At 69.5% G+C, this 23,184-nt stretch carries 23 protein-coding genes, 1 pseudogene and 1 riboswitch; of the genes and pseudogenes, 12 read left to right on the top strand and 12 right to left on the bottom strand.

Annotated elements, in window-relative coordinates; translation table 11 throughout:
• Positions 1-37: 37 nt before the first annotated feature.
• Together cydB and ACGFRG_RS08455 are read right to left on the bottom strand one after the other, a co-directional pair.
• Positions 38-1,039, bottom strand: coding sequence for a cytochrome d ubiquinol oxidase subunit II (cydB, locus tag ACGFRG_RS08460; RefSeq protein ID WP_361422994.1), 1,002 nt, complete (start codon positions 1,037-1,039; stop codon positions 38-40).
• Positions 1,040-1,057: 18 nt separating this feature from the next.
• On the bottom strand, positions 1,058-2,566 hold the full coding sequence (locus tag ACGFRG_RS08455) for a cytochrome ubiquinol oxidase subunit I (protein ID WP_361422997.1): 1,509 nt from the start codon (positions 2,564-2,566) through the stop codon (positions 1,058-1,060).
• Positions 2,567-2,814: 248 nt separating this feature from the next.
• On the opposite strand from ACGFRG_RS08455, the gene ACGFRG_RS08450 reads away from it, so the two are divergent.
• Complete coding sequence (locus tag ACGFRG_RS08450; RefSeq protein ID WP_361423000.1) at positions 2,815-3,183, top strand: cyclophilin-like fold protein; 369 nt, start codon at positions 2,815-2,817, stop codon at positions 3,181-3,183.
• A gap of 217 nt (positions 3,184-3,400) precedes the next feature.
• Here the strand turns inward: ACGFRG_RS08450 and hisC are convergent, their stop codons facing one another.
• The gene (hisC, locus tag ACGFRG_RS08445; RefSeq protein WP_361423003.1) at positions 3,401-4,480 is read right to left on the bottom strand and encodes a histidinol-phosphate transaminase; all 1,080 of its coding nucleotides are present in this window, start codon (positions 4,478-4,480) and stop codon (positions 3,401-3,403) included.
• A 405-nt stretch (positions 4,481-4,885) separates the two neighbouring features.
• On the opposite strand from hisC, the gene ACGFRG_RS08440 reads away from it, so the two are divergent.
• The 3 genes from ACGFRG_RS08440 (at position 4,886) to ACGFRG_RS08430 (ending at position 8,425) form a co-directional block, all read left to right on the top strand.
• On the top strand, positions 4,886-6,064 hold the full coding sequence (locus ACGFRG_RS08440; RefSeq protein WP_361423006.1) for a LacI family DNA-binding transcriptional regulator: 1,179 nt from the start codon (positions 4,886-4,888) through the stop codon (positions 6,062-6,064).
• Between the two features lie 175 nt (positions 6,065-6,239).
• Complete coding sequence (locus ACGFRG_RS08435; protein ID WP_361423009.1) at positions 6,240-7,409, top strand: metallophosphoesterase; 1,170 nt, start codon at positions 6,240-6,242, stop codon at positions 7,407-7,409.
• Between the two features lie 170 nt (positions 7,410-7,579).
• Complete coding sequence (locus ACGFRG_RS08430; RefSeq protein ID WP_361423012.1) at positions 7,580-8,425, top strand: hypothetical protein; 846 nt, start codon at positions 7,580-7,582, stop codon at positions 8,423-8,425.
• 68 nt (positions 8,426-8,493) lie between these two features.
• Here the strand turns inward: ACGFRG_RS08430 and thiC are convergent, their stop codons facing one another.
• Positions 8,494-10,272 carry a phosphomethylpyrimidine synthase ThiC gene (gene thiC / locus ACGFRG_RS08425; RefSeq protein WP_393262505.1) on the bottom strand — a complete coding sequence of 593 codons (1,779 nt, stop codon included), beginning with the start codon at positions 10,270-10,272 and terminating at the stop codon, positions 8,494-8,496.
• A riboswitch (TPP riboswitch) is annotated at positions 10,265-10,399 on the bottom strand. Its footprint overlaps the gene before it by 8 nt.
• Positions 10,400-10,470: 71 nt before the next feature.
• On the opposite strand from thiC, the gene ACGFRG_RS08420 reads away from it, so the two are divergent.
• Positions 10,471-11,820 carry a YibE/F family protein gene (locus tag ACGFRG_RS08420; protein ID WP_393262502.1) on the top strand — a complete coding sequence of 450 codons (1,350 nt, stop codon included), beginning with the start codon at positions 10,471-10,473 and terminating at the stop codon, positions 11,818-11,820.
• Between the two features lie 31 nt (positions 11,821-11,851).
• Here ACGFRG_RS08420 and ACGFRG_RS08415 read toward each other — a convergent pair whose 3' ends face one another.
• The 4 genes from ACGFRG_RS08415 to ACGFRG_RS08400 form a co-directional block, all read right to left on the bottom strand.
• Positions 11,852-12,289 (bottom strand): SsgA family sporulation/cell division regulator, encoded by a 438-nt coding sequence (locus ACGFRG_RS08415; RefSeq protein ID WP_361423431.1) that lies wholly within the window; start codon positions 12,287-12,289, stop codon positions 11,852-11,854.
• A gap of 99 nt (positions 12,290-12,388) precedes the next feature.
• Complete coding sequence (locus ACGFRG_RS08410) at positions 12,389-13,159, bottom strand: IclR family transcriptional regulator (protein ID WP_393262500.1); 771 nt, start codon at positions 13,157-13,159, stop codon at positions 12,389-12,391.
• A gap of 187 nt (positions 13,160-13,346) precedes the next feature.
• Positions 13,347-13,565: a DUF5326 family protein gene (locus ACGFRG_RS08405; protein WP_101389190.1), complete on the bottom strand. Its 219-nt coding sequence runs from the start codon at positions 13,563-13,565 to the stop codon at positions 13,347-13,349.
• 152 nt (positions 13,566-13,717) lie between these two features.
• Positions 13,718-14,035, bottom strand: coding sequence for a cupin domain-containing protein (locus tag ACGFRG_RS08400; RefSeq protein ID WP_361423434.1), 318 nt, complete (start codon positions 14,033-14,035; stop codon positions 13,718-13,720).
• Positions 14,036-14,084: 49 nt separating this feature from the next.
• On the opposite strand from ACGFRG_RS08400, the gene ACGFRG_RS08395 reads away from it, so the two are divergent.
• From ACGFRG_RS08395 to ACGFRG_RS08380, 4 genes are all read left to right on the top strand, one after another.
• Positions 14,085-14,465 carry a phage holin family protein gene (locus ACGFRG_RS08395; protein WP_361423024.1) on the top strand — a complete coding sequence of 127 codons (381 nt, stop codon included), beginning with the start codon at positions 14,085-14,087 and terminating at the stop codon, positions 14,463-14,465.
• A gap of 3 nt (positions 14,466-14,468) precedes the next feature.
• Entirely contained in the window at positions 14,469-15,617 is a 1,149-nt protein-coding gene (locus tag ACGFRG_RS08390) for a cystathionine gamma-lyase (RefSeq protein ID WP_393262496.1), read from the top strand.
• Between the two features lie 204 nt (positions 15,618-15,821).
• Positions 15,822-16,718, top strand: a complete 897-nt coding sequence (locus ACGFRG_RS08385) for a LysR family transcriptional regulator (protein ID WP_393262494.1) — start codon at positions 15,822-15,824, stop codon at positions 16,716-16,718.
• Between the two features lie 60 nt (positions 16,719-16,778).
• Positions 16,779-17,261: an NUDIX hydrolase gene (locus ACGFRG_RS08380; protein WP_361423033.1), complete on the top strand. Its 483-nt coding sequence runs from the start codon at positions 16,779-16,781 to the stop codon at positions 17,259-17,261.
• A gap of 18 nt (positions 17,262-17,279) precedes the next feature.
• Here ACGFRG_RS08380 and ACGFRG_RS08375 read toward each other — a convergent pair.
• Together ACGFRG_RS08375 and ACGFRG_RS08370 are read right to left on the bottom strand one after the other, a co-directional pair.
• Positions 17,280-18,398: pseudogene (locus tag ACGFRG_RS08375) on the bottom strand (globin domain-containing protein); the annotation flags it as partial.
• 159 nt (positions 18,399-18,557) lie between these two features.
• The gene (locus ACGFRG_RS08370; protein ID WP_393262491.1) at positions 18,558-19,193 is read right to left on the bottom strand and encodes an HAD family hydrolase; all 636 of its coding nucleotides are present in this window, start codon (positions 19,191-19,193) and stop codon (positions 18,558-18,560) included.
• Positions 19,194-19,412: 219 nt separating this feature from the next.
• On the opposite strand from ACGFRG_RS08370, the gene ACGFRG_RS08365 reads away from it, so the two are divergent.
• Positions 19,413-20,267, top strand: coding sequence for a GNAT family N-acetyltransferase (locus ACGFRG_RS08365; RefSeq protein WP_361423437.1), 855 nt, complete (start codon positions 19,413-19,415; stop codon positions 20,265-20,267).
• A 93-nt stretch (positions 20,268-20,360) separates the two neighbouring features.
• Here the strand turns inward: ACGFRG_RS08365 and ACGFRG_RS08360 are convergent, their stop codons facing one another.
• Together ACGFRG_RS08360 and ACGFRG_RS08355 are read right to left on the bottom strand one after the other, a co-directional pair.
• On the bottom strand, positions 20,361-20,801 hold the full coding sequence (locus ACGFRG_RS08360) for a heme-binding protein (protein ID WP_361423039.1): 441 nt from the start codon (positions 20,799-20,801) through the stop codon (positions 20,361-20,363).
• 106 nt (positions 20,802-20,907) lie between these two features.
• A complete protein-coding gene (locus ACGFRG_RS08355; protein WP_361423042.1) occupies positions 20,908-22,122 on the bottom strand; it encodes an MFS transporter in 1,215 nt (404 codons plus the stop codon).
• A gap of 138 nt (positions 22,123-22,260) precedes the next feature.
• Here ACGFRG_RS08355 and ACGFRG_RS08350 point away from each other — a divergent pair, with 138 nt between their 5' ends.
• Together ACGFRG_RS08350 and ACGFRG_RS08345 are read left to right on the top strand one after the other, a co-directional pair.
• Positions 22,261-22,719, top strand: a complete 459-nt coding sequence (locus ACGFRG_RS08350) for a MarR family winged helix-turn-helix transcriptional regulator (RefSeq protein ID WP_393262486.1) — start codon at positions 22,261-22,263, stop codon at positions 22,717-22,719.
• A 10-nt stretch (positions 22,720-22,729) separates the two neighbouring features.
• Complete coding sequence (locus ACGFRG_RS08345; RefSeq protein ID WP_361423048.1) at positions 22,730-23,182, top strand: GNAT family N-acetyltransferase; 453 nt, start codon at positions 22,730-22,732, stop codon at positions 23,180-23,182.
• Positions 23,183-23,184: the final 2 nt, after the last annotated feature.

Here is a 23,184-nt window from a genome sequence, read left to right as displayed (position 1 = left end):
GGCCATGTTTCACGTGAAACATGGCCCCCTTTCAGACTCAGTGCGCGTCGGCGATGTGCTGGGTGCCGATCCGCTTGCGGAACACCCAGTACGTCCAGCCCTGGTAGAGCAGCACGACCGGCGTCGCGATGCCCGCACACCAGGTCATGATCTTCAGGGTGTACGGACTGGACGAGGCGTTGGAGACCGTGAGGTTCCATCCGTCGTTCAGCGAGGACGGCATGACGTTCGGGAAGAGCGTCAGGAACAGCATCGCCACGGCGGCGGCGATGGTGATGCCCGACAGCGCGAACGACCAGCCCTCGCGGCCCGCCTTGATCGTCCCGATCGCGCCGACCAGGGCGACAACCGCCACGACCATCGCGACCAGGCTCTTGGTGTCCCCGCGTGAGACCTGCGTCCAGATCAGGAACCCGAGGGCCAGCACGGCTGTCACCAGGCCGAGCTTCAGCGCCAGTGCCCGCGACCGCTCCCGGATGTCACCGACGGTCTTCAGAGAAGCGAAGACCGAGCCGTGGAAGGTGAACAGGAACAGCGTCACCAGTCCGCCGAGGATCGCGTACGGGTTCAGCAGGTCCCAGAAGGTGCCCACGTACTCCTTGTGCGCGTCGATCTTGACGCCGTGCACGATGTTGCCGAAGGCCACGCCCCAGAGGAACGCCGGGATCAGCGAGGTCCAGAAGATGGCCTCTTCCCAGTTGCGCTGCCACTTGTCCTCCGGCCGCTTCGCCCGGTACTCGAAGGCGACTCCGCGCACGATCAGGCAGACCAGGATGATCAGCAGCGGCAGATAGAAGCCGGAGAAGAGTGTGGCGTACCACTCGGGGAACGCGGCGAACGTGGCGCCGCCGGCCGTGAGCAGCCACACCTCGTTGCCGTCCCAGACGGGCCCGATCGTGTTGATCAGGACCCGCTTCTCCTTGCGGTCGCGGGCCAGCAGCTTCGTCAGGATCCCGATCCCGAAGTCGAAGCCCTCCAGGAAGAAGTAGCCGGTCCACAGGACGGCGATGAGTACGAACCAGACGTCGTGGAGTTCCATGCCTCGATCTCCTCAGCCTCAGTACGAGAAGGCCATCGGCCGGTCGGGGTCGTGGTCGTCCCCGCCGATCTTGGTGGGCGGGTTGAGGTCGGACTCGGTGAGCTCGGGCGGTCCGGCCTTGACGTACTTCACGAGCAGCCGGACCTCGATCACCGCGAGGACGGCGTAGAGCAGCGTGAAGACGATCATCGAGGTGAGGACCTCGCCCTGCGAGACACCGGGGGAGACCGCGTCCTTGGTGCGCAGGACGCCGTAGACGACCCAGGGCTGACGGCCCATCTCGGTGAAGATCCAGCCCCAGGAGTTGGCGATCAGCGGGAAGCCGAGCGTCCAGACGGCGGCGAACCAGTACCACCGGGTCAGCCGGGAGCCGAGCGCCTTGTTCCGGAAGAGGACCAGATGCGGCACTTCGTCGTCGCCGGTCCTCAGCCCGGGCGCCAGCATGAACTTCTTGCGGGTGAGCCAGAGGCCCACGGCGCCGATCGCGAAGGACGTCATGCCGAAGCCGATCATCCAGCGGAAACCCCAGAAGGTGACCGGGATGTTGGGCCGGTAGTCGCCGGGCCCGTACTTCTGCTGCTCCTGCTTGTTCACGTCGTTGATGCCGGGAACGTACGAGGAGAAGTTGTTGTCGGCGAGGAAGGACAGCAGACCCGGGACCGAGATCTCGACGCTGTTGTGGCCCTTGGCCACGTCTCCGTAGGCGAATATCGAGAAGGGCGCCGACGTGTCGCCGTCCCATAGCGCCTCGGCCGCGGCCATCTTCATGGGCTGCTGCTTGAACATCACCTTGCCGAGCTGGTCACCGCTGACGGCCGTGAGGATCCCGCCGATCACCAGGGTGACCAGGCCGAGCCGGAGCGATGTACGCATCACCGGGATGTGCTTCTTGCGGCGCAGATGGATGGCGGAGACGCCGACCATGAACGCGCCGCCGGTGAGGAAGGCCGCCGTGAGCGTGTGGAAGACGACGACCAGGGTGGTGTCCTGGGTCAGGACGTGCCAGAAGTCGGTGAGCTCCGCGCGCCCGGTGGCCTTGTTGAGCTTGTAGCCGACCGGGTGCTGCATCCAGGAGTTGGCGGCCAGGATGAAGTACGCGGAGAGGATGGTGCCGATCGAGACCATCCAGATGCAGGCGAGGTGGATCTTCTTGGGGAGCTTGTCCCAGCCGAAGATCCACAGCCCGATGAAGGTGGACTCGAAGAAGAACGCGATCAGCGCCTCGAAGGCGAGCGGCGCACCGAAGACGTCGCCGACGAACCGCGAGTAGTCGGACCAGTTCATGCCGAACTGGAACTCCTGGACGATGCCGGTGACGACACCCATCGCGATGTTGATCAGGAAGAGCTTGCCCCAGAACTTGGTCGCTCTGAGGTACTTCTCGTTCTCCGTGCGCACCCAGGCGGTCTGCAGGCCCGCGGTGAGCGCGGCGAGCGAGATCGTCAGGGGGACGAAGAGGAAGTGATAGACGGTGGTGATGCCGAACTGCCATCGCGCCAGGGTTTCCGGCGCCAGAGCCAGATCCACGTCGCTTCTCCTTACATCGCCGTCACAGCGGCAGCCTGCCCCTCCAATCCCACTGATTACGGGATCAATCAGGGCGCGCTTGTGAACGCGTTCACATTCACAAGCAATTATGGCGCACACGCTTTCGCGACCTTGAAGCGGGGGTACCCCTTTTGACTCCGCAGGCTCGGCAGGTGTCGGCCAGGCGCCTGGACGCCCTGTGAGACGCCTCTTCCCAGCGCTTTCAACATATTGTTGAATCCTGGGCCATGCAGATACGGATCTCGTGGCCCGCCGGCCGGCTGACCGCCACCCTCGACGAAACCCCCACGAGCGCGGCGCTCGCGGGGGTGCTCCCGATCGCCTCCACCGCCCGCACCTGGGGCGAGGAGGTCTACTTCGACACGCCGGTCTCCCCCGCGCTGGAGGCGGACGCGCGACAGGTGGTGGAGGCGGGCACGGTCGCGTTCTGGACCGAGGGCGACGCGCTCGCGCTGCCCTTCGGCCCGACGCCCGTCTCACGCGGCGAGGAGTGCCGGCTGGCGAGCCCGTGCAATGTCGTCGGCCGGATCGACGGAGATCCCCGGCTGCTCGCCACGGTCCGCCCGGGCGACCCGATCCGGGTGGACCGGGTCTAGGGCCTGTCCGGTGGATCTGGCTGCTTTCGGTCCAGGACGCCGTTTCGGTGCGTCCCAGGCAAGATCCACCGGACAGGCCCTAGGGCTTGATCCGCCCGGCTGAGCAGCCCTGTGGAAGTCCGGGGCGGTACCGGACGCCCGACAAGGGGCGCGGGGAACTGCGCGACCAGCCACAGATGACCCGCAGCCGAAAGTCACCGCACTTCCAGCGAAGCGCTCAGTTCGCCTTGCGGAAGCCCTCGGCGACCTTCAGGAAGAGGTCGTTGGCCTCGGTCTCGCCGATCGTGACGCGTACGCCCTCGCCCGCGAACGGCCGGACCACCACACCGGCCGCCTCGCACGCCGCGGCGAAGTCGACCGTACGCTCGCCCAGGCGCAGCCAGACGAAGTTCGCCTGCGTCTCGGGCACGGTCCAGCCCTGGCCGACCAGGCCCTCGTACACCCGGGCGCGCTCGCCCACCAACGCGCCGACACGGCCGAGCAGTTCGTCCTCGGCCCGCAGCGACGCGACCGCCGCGTCCTGGGCGAGCTGGCTCACGCCGAACGGGACGGCGGTCTTGCGCAGCGCCGCCGCCACCGGCTCGTGGGCGACGGCGAAGCCGACCCGCAGCCCGGCGAGCCCGTACGCCTTGGAGAAGGTGCGCAGCACCGCCACATTCGGGCGGTCCCGGTAGATCTCGATCCCGTCCGGCACATCGGCGTCGCGGATGAACTCCCGGTACGCCTCGTCCAGGACCACCAGCACGTCCGACGGCACGCGGTCGAGGAATCGTTCCAGCTCGGCCCGGCGGACCACCGTGCCGGTCGGGTTGTTGGGGTTGCAGACGAAGATCAGCCGGGTCTTGTCGGTGATCGCGTCGGCCATCGCGTCGAGGTCGTGCACCTCGCCGGAGGTCAGCGGCACCCGGACGGAGGTGGCGCCACTGATCTGGGTGATGATCGGGTACGCCTCGAAGGAACGCCAGGCGTAGATGACCTCGTCGCCGGGGCCCGATGTGGACTGGAGCAGGGACTGGGCGACACCGACCGACCCCGTGCCGGTGGCGAGGTGGGAGACCGGCACGCCGAACCGGTCGGCCAGCTCGTTCATCAGTCCGGTGCACGCCATGTCGGGGTAGCGGTTGAAGCTCCCGGCGGCGGCGATCGCGCTCTCCATCACACCCGGCAGCGGCGGGTACGGGTTCTCGTTGGAGGACAGCTTGTACGCGACCGGGCCACCGGCGGCCGCGGGCTTGCCGGGCTTGTAGGTGGGGATGCCGTCCAGCTCGGCGCGCAGCTTGGGGCTCGTCTCGCTCACCGCAGGGTCCTCCTCGACCATTTCCGTCCATCCGAATACTGCTCACCTTATGAGGATTCGGCGCCCCTGCGAAGAGCCATGGGCATCCGTCCGGCACAGCCCCCGCACCTGCGCGGATGGGGCGACCCACCGGCGCACGCGGAGGGGGAGCGCTCCCCGCCAGGCCGCGCGCCGGTGGCTCGCGCCGTGGCGCGCATCCCTCGTGCAGGTGAGTTGAGACCTCTTCGAAACTTCGGGCATTCGGCAGCCGCCCGCCAATCGACAACCCTCACCACAACGCGATGGCCACCAATTCCCTTGCAAACCAAGGGCATTAACGATTTACGATCATGCAGAAACGTACCTGTCAACGCGTGCATATGCACCCGAGCCAACTGTCTCGCCTCGCCCTACTATCGGCTCGCCATGACAGCAGCAGGGAAGCACCAGGTGAGCCGGTCGACCGGTCGCCGGCTGGGGCGGGCGGGCATTCGGGACGTGGCCGCCGCCGCCGGTGTCTCCATCACGACCGTCTCCGACGCGCTCAACGGCAAGGGCCGGCTCCCCGACGCCACCCGCCGCCACGTCCGCGAGGTCGCAGACCGGCTGGGCTACCGCCCATCCGCAGCGGCCCGCACGCTCCGTACCGGGAAGTCCGGCTTGATCGGACTCACCGTGACGACGTACGGGGATGAACCTTTCACCTTCACCGAGTTCGCCTATTTCGCCGAGATGGCGAGGGCCGCGACGTCCGCGGCCCTCGCCCGGGGCTACGCCCTAGTCATCCTGCCCGCCACCTCACGCCGCAGCCCCGCGGACGTCTGGTCGAACGTCGCGCTCGACGGCACCGTCGTGATCGACCCCTCCGACCAGGACCCCGTCGTCACCGAGCTCGTCCGCCAAGGACTGCCGGTGGTCTCCGACGGCCGCCCGGCGGGTTCGCTGCCGGTGACCGCCTGGGTCGACAACGACCACGAGGCCGCCGTACTGGAACTGCTCGACCATCTCGCCGCCGCCGGCGCCCGCCGGATCGGTCTGCTCACCGGCACCACCACCGACACCTATACCCGGCTCTCCACCGAGGCGTACCTCAGCTGGTGCGAGCGGGTCGGGCAGGACCCCGTCTACGAGTCCTATCCCGCCCACGACCCGTGCGCGGGCGCCGTCGCGGCCGACCGGCTGCTCGCCCGCCCCGACCGCCCCGACGCCGTGTACGGCCTGTTCGACCCCAACGGCACCGATCTGCTCGCCGCCGCCCGGCGGTACGGGCTGCGCGTGCCCGAGGACCTGCTGCTCGTCTGCTGCAGCGAATCCACCGTGTACGCGACGACCGAGCCGCCCATCACCACCCTCTCGCTCAAACCCCGCCGTATCGGCACCGCCGTGGTCCAACTGCTCATCGACGCCATCGAAGGCATCGACCACGGTCACCCGATCGAGCAGGTGATACCGACCGAACTCATCATCCGTACGTCGTCGCAGCGCCGTCCGCCGCGTACGACCGTCAGCCCGCCGCGCTCACCCGTGGCGGAGCCCCGAAGGGGCCATGGCCAGGACCCGAACGTGCCGGACAGGAGCACAGACACCGATGCGGACAAGGACTAGACCAACACATTGGGGACATAACAACCGGTGAACTCCGGCCGCGCCCCGATTCACCACCCCTGGTGCGTCACACAGCACGAGCCGCATTCCTATGATGGGCGCACGACACCACGGATCCCTGCCCGACCAGGGGGGTCCCCCGGTGTACGGCGGCGCGACGGTGGTGGAGGGGTCGATGACTCAGGGGGCCGGTCAGGGACCCGTGCGGACGGAGACGTTGCGTGATTTCCGGGTGCCTCCGTACGCGCAGAATCCTGCGCATCCGGCGCAGGCTCCCGCGCCGCCCCCGCCTGTCGACATCCACTCGCCCGACGGCTTCCACCCGCCGGTGGAGGCGCACCCCGTCGTGGCCACGCACCCGGCCGAGGCGTACCCCGCGGACATCCACCCGGGGAACGCCTTCGGGGACGACGAGCCGCCGGAGGGGTACACCCCGACCGCACGCGACCTCCCGGTGATCAACCGGGGGGACACCGTGCAGGTGCGGGTGGAGACGGACCCGGCCCCGGCACCCGTCGCCGACGGTCTCGGGCCGCTCTTCGTCGTGGGCGACGTCCACGGCTACCTCGACGAACTCCTGGCCGCCCTGCGCGAGCAGGGGCTGATCGACATCGACGGGAACTGGGCCGCGGGCAACGCCCGCCTCTGGTTCCTCGGCGACTTCACCGACCGCGGCCCCGACGGCATCGGCGTCATCGACCTGGTGATGCGGCTGTCCGCCGAGGCCGCGGCCGCCGGTGGCTACTGCAAGGCCCTCATGGGCAACCACGAGCTGCTGCTGATCGGCGCCAAGCGGTTCGGCGACACCCCGGTCAACTCCGGCGCGGGCACCGCCACCTTCCAGGCCGCCTGGCTGCTCAACGGCGGCCAGAAGGCCGACATGGACCGCCTCCAGGACGTCCACCTCCAGTGGATGTCCCGCCTCGACGCGATCGAGCAGGAGGACGGGCATCTGCTGATGCACTCCGACACCACCGCTTATCTGGAGTACGGCGACTCCATCGAGGCCGTGAACGACACCGTCCACGCGCTGCTCACCCGCAACGACGCCGACGAGTGCTGGGATCTGTTCCGGAAATTCACCAAGCGCTTCGCGTTCCGGGACGAGTCCGGCCCCCAGGCCGCCCGCGAACTGCTCTCGGCGTACGGCGGACAGCGCGTGGTCCATGGCCACAGCCCGATCCCGTATCTGCTGGGCGAGGTGGGCACCGAGGACGGCGAGGACGACTCGCGTCCGGTCGTGGAGGGTCCGCACGTGTACGCGGACGGCTTGGCCATCGCGATGGACGGTGGGGTGACCATGGCCGGAAAACTGCTGGTCGTGCAGTTGCCTCTGCATGACTGACGCGTAATCGGGAAAGCGTGGGCTCGGGCGGTAGCAAGGTGATTTCGGAAACACCCTGTCACCCCGTGCCGTAACCGCTCTACCATCGGCTTATCCGTAGCAGGCTCTCCTCCGTTTCCGCCCAATTGCCCGTTCGTCAGGCGGGCTTCGCGGCTACGGAGCATCGGGGGATGCACATGAACAGCGCTCCGCACCTGCTGACCGAGGACCGCCCGGAGTTCGAGCGGATCCTCGACGACGCACTGCGCACCGCGCCCGACCGGCCGGAGCTGGCCGGCGTAGGAGTACGGCTCAACACCGAGCAGCTGCGCACCATGGTGCTCAACGCCGGTGCCCTCGTCTCGGCGGCCGCGGCGGCCGAGTACGACCACTACGTCAGGGTGCGCGAGGAGATGCGCGCGCCTTCCACCACCGCGCTCGCGTCCGACCGCGGCTCGGTTCTCGCACCGCCGGTGGTCGACAGCCCGGACTCCACCTCGGGCGCGGGCATCGGCGCGGTCGTCGCGGTGCTGGCACCGGTCCTCGCGGGGACCGCCGCCGCCATCTTCCTGCTGGTGGGCTACATCCTGAAGATGCTCAACCCGGAGCCGGCCTTCGCCGACACTATGCTCACCGCGGGCTGGTTCTTCGGTGCGCTGACCGCTGCCGCGATACTCGCCGCCGCGATCGGCCTGCTGCTCACCGCGCTGCGCAACGGCGCGACCCAGGTCGTCGCCGAACCCGAGGAGGGCGAGGAGGGCGACGAGCGGGCGCAGGAGGTCTCCAGAGCCCGCGAGGCATGGCGCCATGCCCTGACGGAGCGGGGTATCTACCCGTTCCTGCGGGAGGCACTGGCCGATCCGAGCACCGACCCGGGTGCGCCGGCCCGGCGCCCGGCACGCCGGATCCCGACGCTCGGCTACGACCGGCCCGACTTCGACAGCCCCGGCGACCCGTCCTCGGACACCCGCCCGAGCTTCACCAGCCCGGACTTCACCAGTCCCGACTTCGGGGGCCCCGAGCACCAGCCGGAGTGAGAGACATCGCGGCCGCCTGTTTCACGTGAAACATGCGTACGTTTCACGTGAAACAGGCGGTCCGTAGGTCACTCCGCGATCGGCAGATAGACCCGGTTGCCGGACGCGGCGAACTCCTTGGACTTCTCCGCCATCCCGGCCTCGATGTCATCGGTCGCCAGATCGCCGCCGTGCTCGCGCCGGATGTCCTGCGAGATCTTCATCGAGCAGAACTTCGGACCGCACATCGAGCAGAAGTGGGCGGTCTTCGCGGGCTCGGCGGGCAGCGTCTCGTCGTGGAACTCCCTGGCGGTGTCCGGGTCGAGGGCCAGGTTGAACTGGTCCTCCCAGCGGAACTCGAAGCGGGCGTCCGACAGCGCGTCGTCCCACTCCTGCGCGCCCGGGTGCCCCTTGGCGAGGTCGGCCGCGTGCGCCGCGATCTTGTACGTGATGACGCCGGTCTTCACGTCGTCGCGGTTGGGCAGCCCCAGGTGCTCCTTGGGCGTGACGTAGCAGAGCATCGCGGTGCCCCACCAGGCGATCATCGCCGCGCCGATACCGGAAGTGATGTGGTCGTACGCCGGGGCAACGTCCGTGGTCAGCGGCCCGAGCGTGTAGAACGGGGCCTCCTCGCAGATCTCCTGCTGGAGGTCGATGTTCTCCTTGATCTTGTGCATCGGGACATGTCCCGGGCCCTCGATCATCGTCTGCACGTTGTGGCGCTTGGCGATGGTGTTGAGCTCGCCGAGCGTGCGCAGCTCCGCGAACTGCGCCTCGTCGTTGGCGTCCGCGATGGAGCCGGGGCGCAGGCCGTCACCGAGGGAGTACGTCACGTCGTACGACGCGAGGATCTCGCAGAGCTCCTCGAAGTTCTCGTACAGGAACGACTCCTTGTGGTGCGCCAGACACCACGCCGCCATGATCGAACCGCCGCGCGAGACGATGCCCGTCTTGCGGCGGGCGGTCAGCGGCACGTACCGCAGCAGCACACCGGCGTGGACGGTCATGTAGTCGACGCCCTGCTCGGCCTGCTCGATGACCGTGTCCTTGTAGACCTCCCAGGTCAGCTCCTCGGCCCTGCCGTCGACCTTCTCCAGGGCCTGGTAGAGCGGCACCGTGCCGATCGGGACGGGGGAGTTGCGCAGCACCCACTCGCGGGTGGTGTGGATGTTGCGGCCGGTGGAGAGGTCCATGACCGTGTCCGCGCCCCAGCGGGTCGCCCAGGTCATCTTGTCGACCTCCTCCTCGATGGAGGAGGTGACGGCGGAGTTGCCGATGTTGGCGTTGACCTTCACCAGGAACCGCTTGCCGATGATCATCGGCTCGATCTCCGGGTGGTTGACGTTCGCGGGCAGCACCGCGCGCCCGGCCGCGATCTCCTCGCGGACGACCTCGGGCGAGACGTTCTCGCGGATCGCCACGTACTCCATCTCCGGGGTGATCTCGCCCCGGCGGGCGTACGCGAGCTGGGTGACCGCCTGGCCGCCCCGGCCCCGGCGCGGCTGGCGCGGGCGGCCCGGGAAGACCGCGTCGAGGTTCTTCAGGCCCCCGCGCGGCGAGGTGTGCTTGATGCCGTCGTCCTCGGGGCGGACCGGCCGCCCCGCGTACTCCTCGGTGTCACCGCGCGCGATGATCCAGTTCTCCCGGAGCGGGGCGAGACCGCGGCGGACGTCCGTCTCGACGTTCGGGTCGGTGTACGGCCCGGACGTGTCGTACAGCGTGACGTCCTTGCCGTTGGTGAGGTGCACCTGGCGGACCGGCACCCGGAGGTCGGGGCGCGAGCCCTCGACGTATCCCTTGTGCCAGCCGATGGACTTCCCGGCCTCGTTCTGGTTCGAGGCAGGCGTGCGTGCGTCCTGATTGGTCATGAGACCTACTCCCTACGCCGGCATTACCCGGTAACAGGTTCAGCGGTCGGCGCAGCCGTTTCCGTACCGTTCGTACGGATTTCAGCGCCCTCTCAGCCCGGTGCTCCGAGCTCCCGCGTGTGCAAAGGTGTCACCACGCTAGCGTCATATCGAGCGCGCTGAACAGAGGGGACCCCCTGTTCTTGCGATGATCGGGCGGTGACGTCAACAGAGCACCCACCGGAAGACGCCCACGGACATCCGCACGGACAGAGCCATGGGCACTCGCACAGCCATGGCCCGGCGGCCCCTGTCTCGAAGCACCTCCGCAAGGTGATCGCCGCTGTGCTGATCCCGTTCTCGGTGGCGGTCGTGGTCGGTCTGGCCGTCCTGTGGCCCGGCGGCACCCCGTCGCACCAGCGCACCGGAGTCGGATTCGACCGCCAGACCCAGCAGGCGAAGGTCGTCGGCATTCAGAAGGTCGACTGCAAGACGGTCAACGCCGGTCAGACTCCGTCCAACGGCGACACGTCGACCGCCGAGGGCCAGGAGGCCAAGCGCGCCCAGCAGGGCCAGTGCGCGAAGGCCAAGATCGAGGTCACGACCGGCAAGGAGAAGGGGCGCACCTTCACCGAGATCATCCAGCCCGACGCGCCGCGCCAACTCCACCAGGGAGAGGACGTGATCGTCGCCTACGCCCCCGACGCGCCCCACGATCTCCAGTACTCGGTGACCGATGTGAACCGCCGGTTCCCGATGGCGCTGCTCGCGGGGATCTTCGCCGTCGCCGTCGTGGTCGTCGGCCGACTGCGCGGGGTGATGGCGCTGATCGCGCTGGTCGTCTCGTTCGCGGTGCTGACGCTGTTCATCCTCCCGGCGATCCTGCAGGGCGCGAATCCGCTGCTGGTGGCGGTGGTCGGGGCGAGCGCCATCATGCTGATCGCGCTCTATATGTGCCATGGTCTCTCGGCCCGTACCTCGGTCGCCGTCCTCGGCACCCTGGTCTCGCTGGTCCTGATCGGACTGCTCGGCTCGATCTTCATCGGCTGGGCCTCGCTGACCGGCAACACCGACGACAACACCGGGCTCATCCACGGCCTCTACCCGCACATCGACATGTCCGGCCTGCTCCTCGCCGGGGTGATCATCGGTTCGCTCGGTGTGCTCGACGATGTGACGGTCACCCAGACCTCGGCGGTGTGGGAGCTGCACGACGCGAACCCGACGATGGGGCCGCGCGGCCTGTACCGGGCGGGCATCCGGATCGGCCGCGACCACATCGCGTCCGTGGTGAACACCCTGGTCCTGGCGTACGCGGGCGCGGCGCTGCCGCTGCTGCTGCTCTTCTCGATCGCGCAGAGCAGCGTGGGGACGGTGGCCAACAGCGAGCTCGTCGCCGAGGAGATCGTGCGCACGCTCGTGGGCTCGATCGGTCTGGTGGCCTCGGTCCCGGTGACCACCGTGCTGGCCGCCCTCGTCGTCTCGGCGGACCGCCCGGCGGCCTCGGCCGGCAAGTCCGTGCGCGGTGGCCCGGTGCGCGGCGGGAGCGGGCGCCGCCGCAAGAAGTAGCGCAAGAGGAGGCGGGGCGAGAAGCGTGCCCTCAGCCCGCGTTCTGCTCCTCGGCCAGGATCCGGCCCAGCGCCTCGTCGAGATTCCCGTCGAAGTCGCCGAGCGCGCGCTCCTGCCCGAGCGGCACCAGCTTGTCGGTACGGTCGAGGAAGGCCACCAGGGGCGCCGCGCCGGCCCGGAACAGCGCCCGCTCGCCGCCGACCTGGAGCCGGATGTGGACGTCGGAGAGCTCCTCGGGGCGGGTCGGCGCGATGTGCACATCCCCGTCGCCACTCGGCGCGTTGATGCCGTCCAGCAGCAGCTCCCGCCCGAATGCCCAGGTCACGGGCGCGTCGCCGGGCAGATGGAACGTCATCCGGATCGCGTACGGATCGACCGCGCGATAGGTGAGCTCCACCGGGATCCTGAACGCGAGCTCCTCGGAGACGAGGAACTTCATCATGACCTCTGCCTCGACCGACTCACGCATCATGTACCCCGCTGTATCCGAATATGGCCAGGAATGATCCCCCTGGCCCTCTTGACGTAATCGTGCTGTAAGGGCTAGCAGATCACAAGGAGTGATATTTCAGATACTGATAGGGAACGCGAGGGAGCCGAGCAGTCTCCCCACCTCGCCGCGCAGTTGCTCGATCGCCGGGAGAAGGCGTTCTTGCTGGTCAAGGGGGAGGGAGATGGCCATGGTGGCGGCGCCGGAACCTGCCGTGATCGGGATCGCCGCGCACACCGTGCCCAGCGCGTACTCCTGCCGTTCGACCACCGGGCGCATACGCTCCGTAGCCGCGAGGCGGTCCAGCAGGGCCCGGCGGTCCCGTACGGAGTAGGGGGTGATGGCGTGGACCGGATGCCGGTCCAGATGGTCCTCGCGGGCCTTCTCGTCGAGCTGGCTCAGCAGACACTGCCCGATCGCGTGCGCATGGCCCGTCTCGCGGAAGTCGGCCCACTCCTCGACGGCGGGCGCCGACGGCGTGTCGGCCACCCCGGCGATCTCGATCTCGCCGTCGCGGTAGACGGCGAAGTAGACGGGGACGCCGATGGCGTCGCGCCACTCCGCGAGCGACCGGCTGATCTTGCTGCGACGATTCTGCAGAGCTCCGCCGTCCGCCAGCCGCTCGGCCGCCTCGCCGAACACGAACACCCCGTTCTCCCGGCGCAGATAACCCTCATGGGTGAGCGTGCGCAGCAGGTGGTACGCGGTGGGCAGCGGCAGCCCCGCCTCGCGCGCCAGCTGTTTGGCGGGAGCGCCGTCCATATGGGCGCCCACGGCCTCCAGCAGGCGCAACGCCCGCTGGACCGAGCCGATCAGGGTAGGGACAGCGGCGTTCGCAGCCGTGGCCACGGGTCACCCCCAGGCGTGCTGACGGGCAGGAGGCCCGCCCGAGGCAGCAGAGGTTTTCACCTTAACGGCCGCCTCCGGCGCCACGGGGGTCCGAACGGATCCGTTCCCTCAGCCGGGCTAATCCCTGTGCCTGTTGTACGAGCGCTGTGCCCGGCGCACCCGTGCCCGTACGCACTCGGCCGGCTGTCTACCAGTCGCCCCGCGAGGACGAGGAGGACATGAACCTGCGGACGACGTAGATCAGACCGCCGACCAGGGCCACGAAGATCAGCACCTTGAAGAGCAGCCCGAACAGGAAGCCGACCACGCTGGCGATCAGACCGCCGAACACGACCAGAGCGATGACGGGCACGGCGACCCACTTCACCCACCAGGGCATCCCCGCGAATATCTCCCGTGCGGCCATCGTCCTTACCTCTTTCGCTCTTCGGAACTCCTGGAGTCTTGGGCTGCTGCCCTTCGACACATCCGATGCTAGGGGCGAGGGGGTACCGAACGGGGGCCTCGCAGCCCTTGGACTCCCCTGACCGGACCCCTAGGGAAGACCGGGGTCGACCCTCAGCTCTCAGGGGGAGAGAAGACGACGAGAACCCGCAGGTCCTCGGCGACATGGTGGAACCGGTGGGCCACTCCGGCGGGTACGTAGACGACGCTGCCGCGCGCCACCTGGGTGGTCTCCAGGCCCACGGTGATCGAGGCGCGGCCGCTCACCACGAAGTAGATCTCGTCCTGGGCATGCGGCGTCTGCGGGTCGTGGGCCCCCGCGTCCAGGGCGTACAGCCCCGCCGACATGTTCCGCTCGCGCAGGAACCGCAGATACGCGCCGTCGTTGGCGGCGCGCTCCGCCTCCAGTTCGTCAAGCCGGAATTCCTTCATCGCCGTCCGCCCCTGCCTGGTACCGATCACGTCTGCCACGATCAGACACATGAAGAATTTCGTAGTCAAGACGATCGCCAACGCGGCGGCCCTGGCCGTCGCCATCTGGCTGGTTAAGGACATCACCCTGACCGGCGACAACACGGGCAAGAAGGCCCTGACGCTGGTCCTGGTCGCGCTGCTGTTCGGCGTGGTGAACTTCGTCGTCAAGCCCGTGGTGAAGTTCCTGTCGTTCCCGCTGTTCATCCTCACGCTCGGCCTGATCACCTTCGTGATCAACGCCCTGATGCTGCTGCTCACCTCGTGGCTGGCCGGAAAGCTCAACCTGAGCTTCCACGTCCACGGGTTCTGGACGGCCGTGCTCGGCGGCCTGATCATCTCGATCGTGTCGTGGGCCATGCACGTCGTCCTGCCCGACGACAAGGACTGATCCGTGAGCGCGGGTGTGAGCCCTGCCGACGCGCCGGGCGACGGCACCAGAGCGGTGCGAGCGGGCCTTCCCGATCCGGTGGCGTACGAACCCTCGCTGCCCGGACCGGTGTTCGCCGCCCACTTCCACCTCCCGGGCGAGGCGGTGGGTCCCTACACCTACGGCCGTGACACCAACCCGACCTGGACCCATCTGGAGCGGGCCCTCGCCGAGCTGGAGTCGCCGCACGAGAGCGCCGAGGCGATCGTCTTCGCCTCCGGCATGGCGGCCGTCTCGGCGGTACTGCTCTCCCACGCGCGCGTGGGCGACGCCGTGGTGCTGCCGGACGACGGCTATCAGGCGCTGCCGCTGGTGCGCGAGCAGCTGGCGGCGTACGGCGTGGAGGTGCGCACCGCGCCGACCGCCGACGACGCCCAGCTGGAAGTCCTGGACGGCGCCGCGCTCTTGTGGATCGAGACGCCGTCCAACCCGGGCCTGGACGTCTGCGACATCCGCCGGCTCGCCCGGGCCGCACACGAGACGGGCGCGCTGGTCGCGGTCGACAACACCCTGGCCACCCCGCTCGGCCAGCGCCCGCTGGAACTGGGCGCGGACTTCGCGGTGGCCAGCGGCACCAAGGGCCTGACCGGCCACGGCGATCTGCTGCTGGGCTATGTGGTGTGCCGCGATCCCGAACTCGCCGCGCGCGTACGGAAATGGCGCAAGGTCGTCGGTGCCATCCCCGGGCCGATGGAGGCCTGGCTGGCCCATCGCTCGCTGGCCACCCTCCAGCTGCGCGCCGACCGCCAGTCGGCGAACGCGCTGGCCGTCGCCCGGGCGCTGGCCGAGCGGGCCGAGGTCTTCGGGGTGCGCCATCCCGGGCTTCCGAGCGACCCGGCGCACCGCCTGGCCGCCGCGCAGATGCGCCGCTTCGGCTGCGTCGTCTCCTTCGACCTGCCCGACCGCGCGCACGCCGAGCGGTTCCTCGCGGCCCTGCGGCTGGTGGACGACGCCACGAGCTTCGGAGGGGTGCGCTCCACCGCCGAGCGGCGCGGCCGCTGGGGTGGCGACAAGGTCGCGGAGGGCTTCGTCCGCTTCTCCGCGGGGGCCGAGGACACCGCCGACCTGGTCGCGGACGTACGCCGCGCCCTGGACGAGGCGGCTGCCTCGTAGTGGCCCCGCGCCGGGCGGCGGGCGGTCCGAGCCTCCCCCCTCCTGGCTCGGACCGCCCCGGTTCCACGCGCGAAGAACCGCGCCACCAAGGCTAGTTGACTCTGTGTCAGTGTCCAATCACGGTAGCGACAGAGACCTATCGACATATTTATAGTTGTGTCCGGCCGGGGACGGTGTGAGGCAGTCCGGGACGGGAGGGCATCCATGGACCTCGCCCTGCTGCGTACGTTCGTGACGGTGCACCGGGCGGGTTCCTTCACCCGGGCCGCAGCCCTGCTCGGCCTCTCGCAGCCCGCCGTGACCAGCCAGATCCGCACGCTGGAGCGGCAGTTGGGCCGACCCCTCTTCCTGCGCCAGGCCCGGGGCGTGACCCCCACGACCATCGGCGACGAACTGGCTCAGCGGGCCGCCCCGCATCTGGACGCGCTGGTCGAGATCGCCGAGTCGGGGCTGTACGAGGACTCGGGCATACGCACGCTGCACCTCGCGGGGCCGCCCGAGTTCACCTCGCTGCGCGCACTGCCCGCGCTGACCGCGCTCGTACCGCAGGGGCTGGCGCTGCGCGCCTCCTTCGGGAACGCCGAGGAGACCCTGGAGGGGCTGGCCGCGGGCCATCACGACCTGGCCATCGCCACCGCCCGCCCGCGCGGCCGGCTGCTCAGCGCCACCCCGCTGTGCGACGAGGAGCATGTGCTGGTCGCGGGCGTGCGCTGGGCCGGCCGGCTCGCGCCGGGTGCGCTGCGGCGCGGGGGCCCCGGCGTACTGGAGCACATTCCAGTGGTGGAGGTGCATGAGTCGCTGCCGCTGGTGTCGCGCTACTGGCACGCCGTCTTCGACACCAAACCGACCACCGTGGGCACGGTCGTCGCACCCGATCTGAGGGCGGTCCTGGAGACGGTGATCGCGGGCGCGGGGCTGGCCGTACTGCCGCGCTATCTGTGCGAGGGGGCGCTGGAGCGGGGCGAGCTCGTGGCGCTGCTCGACCCGCCGGTGCCACCGCTGCGGACGTACTTCCTGGCGGTGCGCGCGGGCACACCGGCCCGGCCGCACATCGCCCGGGCGCAGGAGTGGCTGCTGCGTGCCGCGGTCGACTGGAGCTGAGCACGTGCCGACCTGGGCCGAGCAAGTTTCGGGGCCGCCGCCACGGGCCACATTCCTCCCATGACCGTCCGACCCGTGGTCAAGCGCACCGCACGAGCCGTCCTCCTGGACGGCGACGACCTGATCCTGATCAAGCGCACCAAGCCCGGCGTGGATCCGTACTGGCTCACCCCCGGTGGCGGCGTCGAGCCGGAGGACTCCACCGTCGTCGAGGCCCTGCACCGCGAGGTGCACGAGGAGCTCGGCGCGAAGATCACCGATGTGGTGCCCTGTTTCGTCGACACGGTCGAGCACATCGGCGCCGACGGCGGGGCCACCGGGGTGAAGGTGCAGCACTTCTTCGTCTGCCGGCTCGAATCCATGGACACATCCCTGCGGCACGGCCCCGAAGTGGACGAGCCGTGCGGCGAGTACGAGATCGTACGGATCCCGTTCACCCGCGTCGGGATTGCCTCCGTCCACCTCGTACCGCTGTCGCTGCGGCACTACCTCGACGCAAACATCGAGGGCGTACGGGCGATGCACGCCCCCGACCTGGGCTGATCCTGGACCGCGCGCCGCTCAGCCGTTGGCCGCGACCAGTTCCTCGACCGAGTCGTGCCGGATGCGGTCCGACGGGATCCCGATGTCCCGCAGGGTGGTCACCCCGCTGCGGATCAGCCCGGGCGGCCCCGACACGAAGGCGTCGTAGGAGTTCCACGGCCCGTATTCGCGCACCGCGTCCGGCAGCCGCCCGGTCAGCCCCCGGCTGGGGCTGTCGGAGACCACCGGCCGCACCGACAGCCAGGAGTGCGCCTGCTGCATCCGCAGCAGGGTGTCGATGTCGTACAGGTCGTGGTTGCTGCGGGCGCCGTAGAAGACCTCGACCGGCCTGCGCTCCCCGTACCGGGCGACGTCCTCGACCAGCGCCTTGATCGGCGCTATGCCGGTGCCGCCACCGAGGCACAGCATGCCGTTGTCGGTGCTGTGATCGACGACCATCGACCCGGCGGGCGGCCCCAGGCGCAGGGTGTCGCCGGGCCGGGCACGGTGGACCAGGGCGCCGGAGACCCAGCCGGCCGGGACCGCCTTGACGTGCAGCGACAGCAGCCCGTCGGAGCGCGGCGCGGAGGCCAGCGAGTAGTGCCGCCATATGCGCGGCCACCAGGGCGTCTCCAGCGTCGTGTACTGGCCCGCCAGAAAGGGGTAGGGCTGATCCGGGCGGAGCGTGACCACCGCGATGTCCGGGGTCCGCAGATCGTGCGAGACGACTTCCGCGTACCACCAGGCGGGAGCCCGACGCTCGTCCTCGTCGGCCGCGTCGATCATGATCTGGGACATCGCGGTGTACGCGCGGATCCAGGCCTCCTGGGTCGCGTCGTCCCAGGTCTTCTCGGCGTACCGGATCAGCGCGCCGATCAGCGCCTCTCCGACGGCGGGGTAATGCTCGGGCCGGGTCCCGTACTTGCGGTGGCCCCGGCCCAGGTGTCGCAGATATTCCGTGAGTGTGGCGGTGTTCTCCAGGTGCTCGGCGGCCGTGAGCAGCGCCTTGAGCAGCCGGTCGCGCTGGGCGTCCATCGCTGCGGGGAAAAGCGTGCGCAGCTCCGGGTCGCCTATGAACAGCAGAGCGTAGAAGTACGACGTGACCTTGTCCGCTAACGGTGCGATCTCCGCGAGTGTGCGGCGTATCAGCACAGCGTCGGTGGTGGTCGGAGCGTTCATCCCTTGTCTCGCCTCGAACCTCTGGCCGTAGGAACCGACGTCCGGGAGTACCGTCCCTCCCGTAACGGAGCATGTCAGGTGCACGGCCCGGGCGGGGACAAATAGCAGGAATCCCGGGTATCCGAACCGGCTTTCCCGTTAGGCTCGTTTGATCTGTGCGAGTGCGTAGGCCTCCCGGAGGTCGCCGCCCGTGTACGTGTGGGTGGCGAGTCCGGCGAGATGGTGGTCCGCGTTCACCGCTACGGATACCGGCACGGCGGCGAAGAGCTCCACGTCCGACATGGAGTCCCCGTACGCGACACAGTCCGCCCGGCCGACGCCGAACTCGGCGCGCAGCCGCTCCGCGACACCCACCTTCGCGGACGCGTTCAGGATCCCGGCCGGGTCCACGGGCCGGGTGAACGGCACCTCGGGGAAGACAGAACCGTGTGCGGCATGGGCTCCCCAGCCCAGCAGCCGCTCCACGAAGAACGACGGCGAGAGCGAGATGACCGCGCAGTAGTCGCCGCGTTCCCGGATGTCCCGCCACACCTCCTGGATCCCGAAGAGCCAGGGCGCCGACGCGAAGGCCGCCGCCACATGGGCCTCGGTCAGCCCGGACCACAGGCCGTGCACGCGCACCGCGTACTCGGGCGGGCCGATCCTGCCTCCGGCCAGGTCCCGCTCCAACTCGCCGATCTCGTCCAGCAGCCCGAGCTGCCGGGATATCTCGACGGGCGCGGCGGACCCCTTGATGAGGGTGCCGTCGAGGTCGAAGAGATGAAGTCTCGCCATGTACACCGAGGCTAGTACCCATGGTTACGTGCCAGCACCGGGCACCCGGTCGGCGCCCGGAGAGGTACGCCCGCTCCATGTTTCACGTGAAACAACGCGCTCGGTCCATGTTTCACGTGAAACATCCGCAGCGGGAGCTGACAGAGCGTGGCCGAAAGCAACGTCCCGTATCCGCAAACCGGTGGACGCGGCAAGGGTTTATCGGACAGCCTGATCTCCATGCCCTCACCGCTCGCCGAGCTGCCGATCCGCCGTCTGACCATTGACGACCTCGTTTCCTGCGCCGACCTCTCCGAGAACCGCGGCTGGCCGCGCGAGGAGCACAAGTGGGGCCTGCTGCTCACGGCGGGAACCGGTTACGGAATCGACGACCCGGAAGACAAGGGGCTGATCACCGTCTGCGTGGTCACCTCCTACACGCCGGATCTGGCCGCCATCGGCATGGTCCTGGTGGCCGAGAAATACGCCCGGCAGGGCGTGGGGCGACGGCTGATGCGGCACGTCCTGGCGGAGCTCGGGGACCAGCCCGTCACCCTGCACGCCACACCGAACGGGCAACCTCTCTACGAGCAGCTGGGCTTCGAGGTCACCGGCCGCGCCGAGATGGTCCGCGGTCACTTCCGCCCGTCGGGCCCCGCGCCCACGGTGGCCACCCGCCCCGCGAACGCCGAGGATCTGAGCGCCATGCTGCGGCTGGACGCCGAGGTCTTCGGCCGCGATCGCACCCATGTACTCACCAGGCTGCCCGCCTTCGCCGACCAGCTGCGGGTCGCGGAGGACTCGGGCGGCCTGATCGGTTACGCGGCGGCCTGGCCGAACATGGAGACCCATGTCGTGGGCCCGCTGGTCGCCCGGGACACGGAGACCGCGAAAGCCCTGGTCGCCTCGCTCGCGGCGGGCACGGACCGCCCGCTGCGCACCGACATCGACGTACGCCACGAAGAGCTGCTGGACTGGCTGAAGGCGAACGGCCTGGAGCCGGTCGGCTTCAACGCGGTGATGACGCGCAACATGCCGGGCCTGCCCGGCGACTGGACCCGCCGCTTCGCTCCCCTGACGGTCGCGGCGGGCTGATCGGACGGCGGCGCCGTCACGGAGCTGTCCTGCCCGTATGGAGGCCGCGTCGTGCCGTTGTGGGGGCTGTCGTGCCGTTACGGAGGCCCGTGGTCAGCCACCGAGGCCGAGGCGGCGCACCGCCTCCGTGGCGAAGCCGTGGTCCTGTTCCGGGGCGCCGCCACCCACGCCGATGGCCCCGATGAGCCGGCCGTCGCGGTGGACGGGGACACCGCCCGCGATGAAGAGCAGCGGCCGGTCGAGCGCGGTCGGCAGGGTGTGGAACAGCCCGCCCGGCTGCACCGCGTCGACCAGGTCGGCGGTCGCGGCGTTGAGCTGGAGCGCGGTGTACGCCTTGCGGGTGCTGGTCTCGCCCGCGATCAGCACGGCACGGTCGTCCCGGCGGAAGGCCAGCAGATGACCGCCCGCGTCCAGCACGGTGACGGCGACCGGGACTGCGGCGTCCTCGGCGGCGGCCCGCGCCGCCTCGACGAGGGCTTCGGCGTCCCGGGTGGTGAGCGGGGCGACGGCGGCGGGGGTGGCGGTGACGGTCATGAGGGGTAACTCCTTGGTGCGGTGGTGCGGTTGAGGCAGTGGTGCGGTTCGGGCTGTCGACCTGTGGGGCGTTCGCCCGTCGGGCGGTGACAGCCCCAGTGGGCGGTCAGCGGCGACCGGCGGGGACAGGAGCCGGTGCGGGAGCGGCGCTCGCGACGATCCGACCGCCCTCCTTCGCCGTACGCCGTTCCAGGCCGCTGGAGACGACGGCGAGGACGACCGCCGAGGCGGCGAGCGCGGCGCCGACCCAGTTCGGAGCGGTGTAGCCGAGTCCGGCCGAGATCACGAGTCCGCCCAGCCAGGCGGAGAGCGCGTTGCCGAGGTTGAAGGCGCCGATGTTCATGGCGGAGGCGAGGGTGGGGGCACCCGCGGCCTGGTCGAGGACCCGCTTCTGCAGCGGCGGCACGCTCGCGAACCCGAGAGCGCCGATCAGGAAGACGGTGACGGCCGAGGCCGTCTTGTCGTGCGCGGTGAGGGTGAACAGCGCGAGCACGACGGCGAGCCCGCTGAGCGACACATAGAGCATCGGCATCAGGGCCCGGTCCGCGAACCGGCCGCCGATCAGGTTCCCGGCGACCATGCCGAGTCCGAACAGGACGAGGAGCCAGGTGACGGAGGTGTCGGCATAGCCGGTGACGTGGGTCATCATCGGGGTGACGTAGGTGATCGCGGCGAAGACCCCGCCGAAGCCGAGCACGGTCATCGCCATCGCGAGCAGCACCTGCACATTGCGGAACGCGGCGATCTCATGGCGCAGCCGGACACCCTCGGCCTTCGGCATGTCGGGGACGAGCTTGGCGACGCCGAGCAGCCCGAGCACACCGAGCGCGGCCACGATGAAGAACGTCGTGCGCCAGCCGATCTGCTGGCCGACGAGGGTGCCCAGGGGGACGCCGACCACATTGGCGACGGTCAGACCGGTGAACATCATCGCGATGGCTCCGGCCTTCTTCTGCGGCGCGACCAGGTCGGCCGCGACGACCGATCCGATGCCGAAGAACGCGCCGTGGGCGAGGGAGGCGACGATCCGTCCGGCCAGCATCAGCCCGAAGACGGGGGCGACGGCGGAGAGCACATTGCCGACGATGAAGAAGCCCATCAGCAGCATCAGCATGCGCTTGCGGGAGATCTTGGTGCCCAGCACGGTCATCAGCGGGGCGCCGAGCACCACGCCCAGCGCGTATCCGGTGACCAGGTAGCCCGCGGTGGGGATGGTGACGTCGAAGGTGTCGGCAACCTCGGGGAGCAATCCCATGATCACGAATTCGGTGGTGCCGATCCCGAACGCCCCGATGGCGAGGGCTAGGAGCGCGAGTGGCATGGATTCACCTTTCCAGGAGATTGCACGTGCGCCTTACAAGCGTCCACAATAATTGCAGACGCTGACTAATTGCAAGCGCGGGCTATTGCGCTCGTGGCCTATCCTGGTCTCAAGCCGCTCCGGACGGAGGACAGACGCATGACAGCGACGGACCCCGCGCTCACCGCCCTCTCCCAGGGCTGGTGCGCCCTCTCCCTGCTGCACGGGAGGATCGAGGCCCATATCGAGCGGGCCCTGCAGTCCGGGCACGGGCTGAGCGTGCGTGAGTACTCGCTGCTCGACGTCCTCAGCCGCCAGCACAGCGGCCCCGGCGGCCATCTTCAGATGAAGCAGGTCGCGGACGCCGTCGTGCTGAGCCAGTCCGCCACCACCCGGCTGGTCACCCGCCTGGAGGACCGAGGGCTGCTCACCCGGTACCTCTGCGACACCGACCGTCGGGGCATCTACACCGATGTCACGGAGTCCGGTCAGGAACTGCTCGCCGCGGCCCGGCCCACCAACGACCGGGCTTTGCGCGAGGCGCTGGACGAGGCCGCGCTGAACCCGGAGCTCGCCCCGCTGGTCACAGCCGTCGAGGAACTCCGGGTCCCGGCGTAGTCTCCGGGGCATGAGTGATCTTGCGATACGGCGGGCGGAGCCGGCGGACATCCCGGCGATCGTCGCGATGCTCGCGGACGATCCACTGGGCGCCCGGCGCGAGTCGCCGGACGACCTCACCCCGTATCTCGCCGCCTTCGAGCGGCTGGCCGAAGACCCCCACCAGCACCTGGTCGTCGCCGTACGCGGCGAACGGGTCGTCGGCACACTCCAGTTGACGGTCATCCCGGGCCTGTCCCGGCGAGGCGCCACCCGCTCGATCATCGAGGGCGTAAGGATCCACGCCGACGAGCGCGGCAGCGGCCTCGGCACGCGGCTCATCGAGTGGGCGGTCGATGAATCCGGGCGCCAGGGATGCCAGTTGGTCCAGCTGACATCGGACGTCACTCGGACCGATGCCCATCGCTTCTATACGCGGCTGGGGTTCGAGGCATCCCATCTGGGCTTCAAGAAAGCCCTCTGAGC

Origin of the sequence: Streptomyces sp. NPDC048696, from assembly GCF_043198895.1 — a bacterium.
Lineage (GTDB): Bacteria > Actinomycetota > Actinomycetes > Streptomycetales > Streptomycetaceae > Streptomyces.
This window is presented reverse-complemented; position numbering and strand designations above follow the sequence as displayed.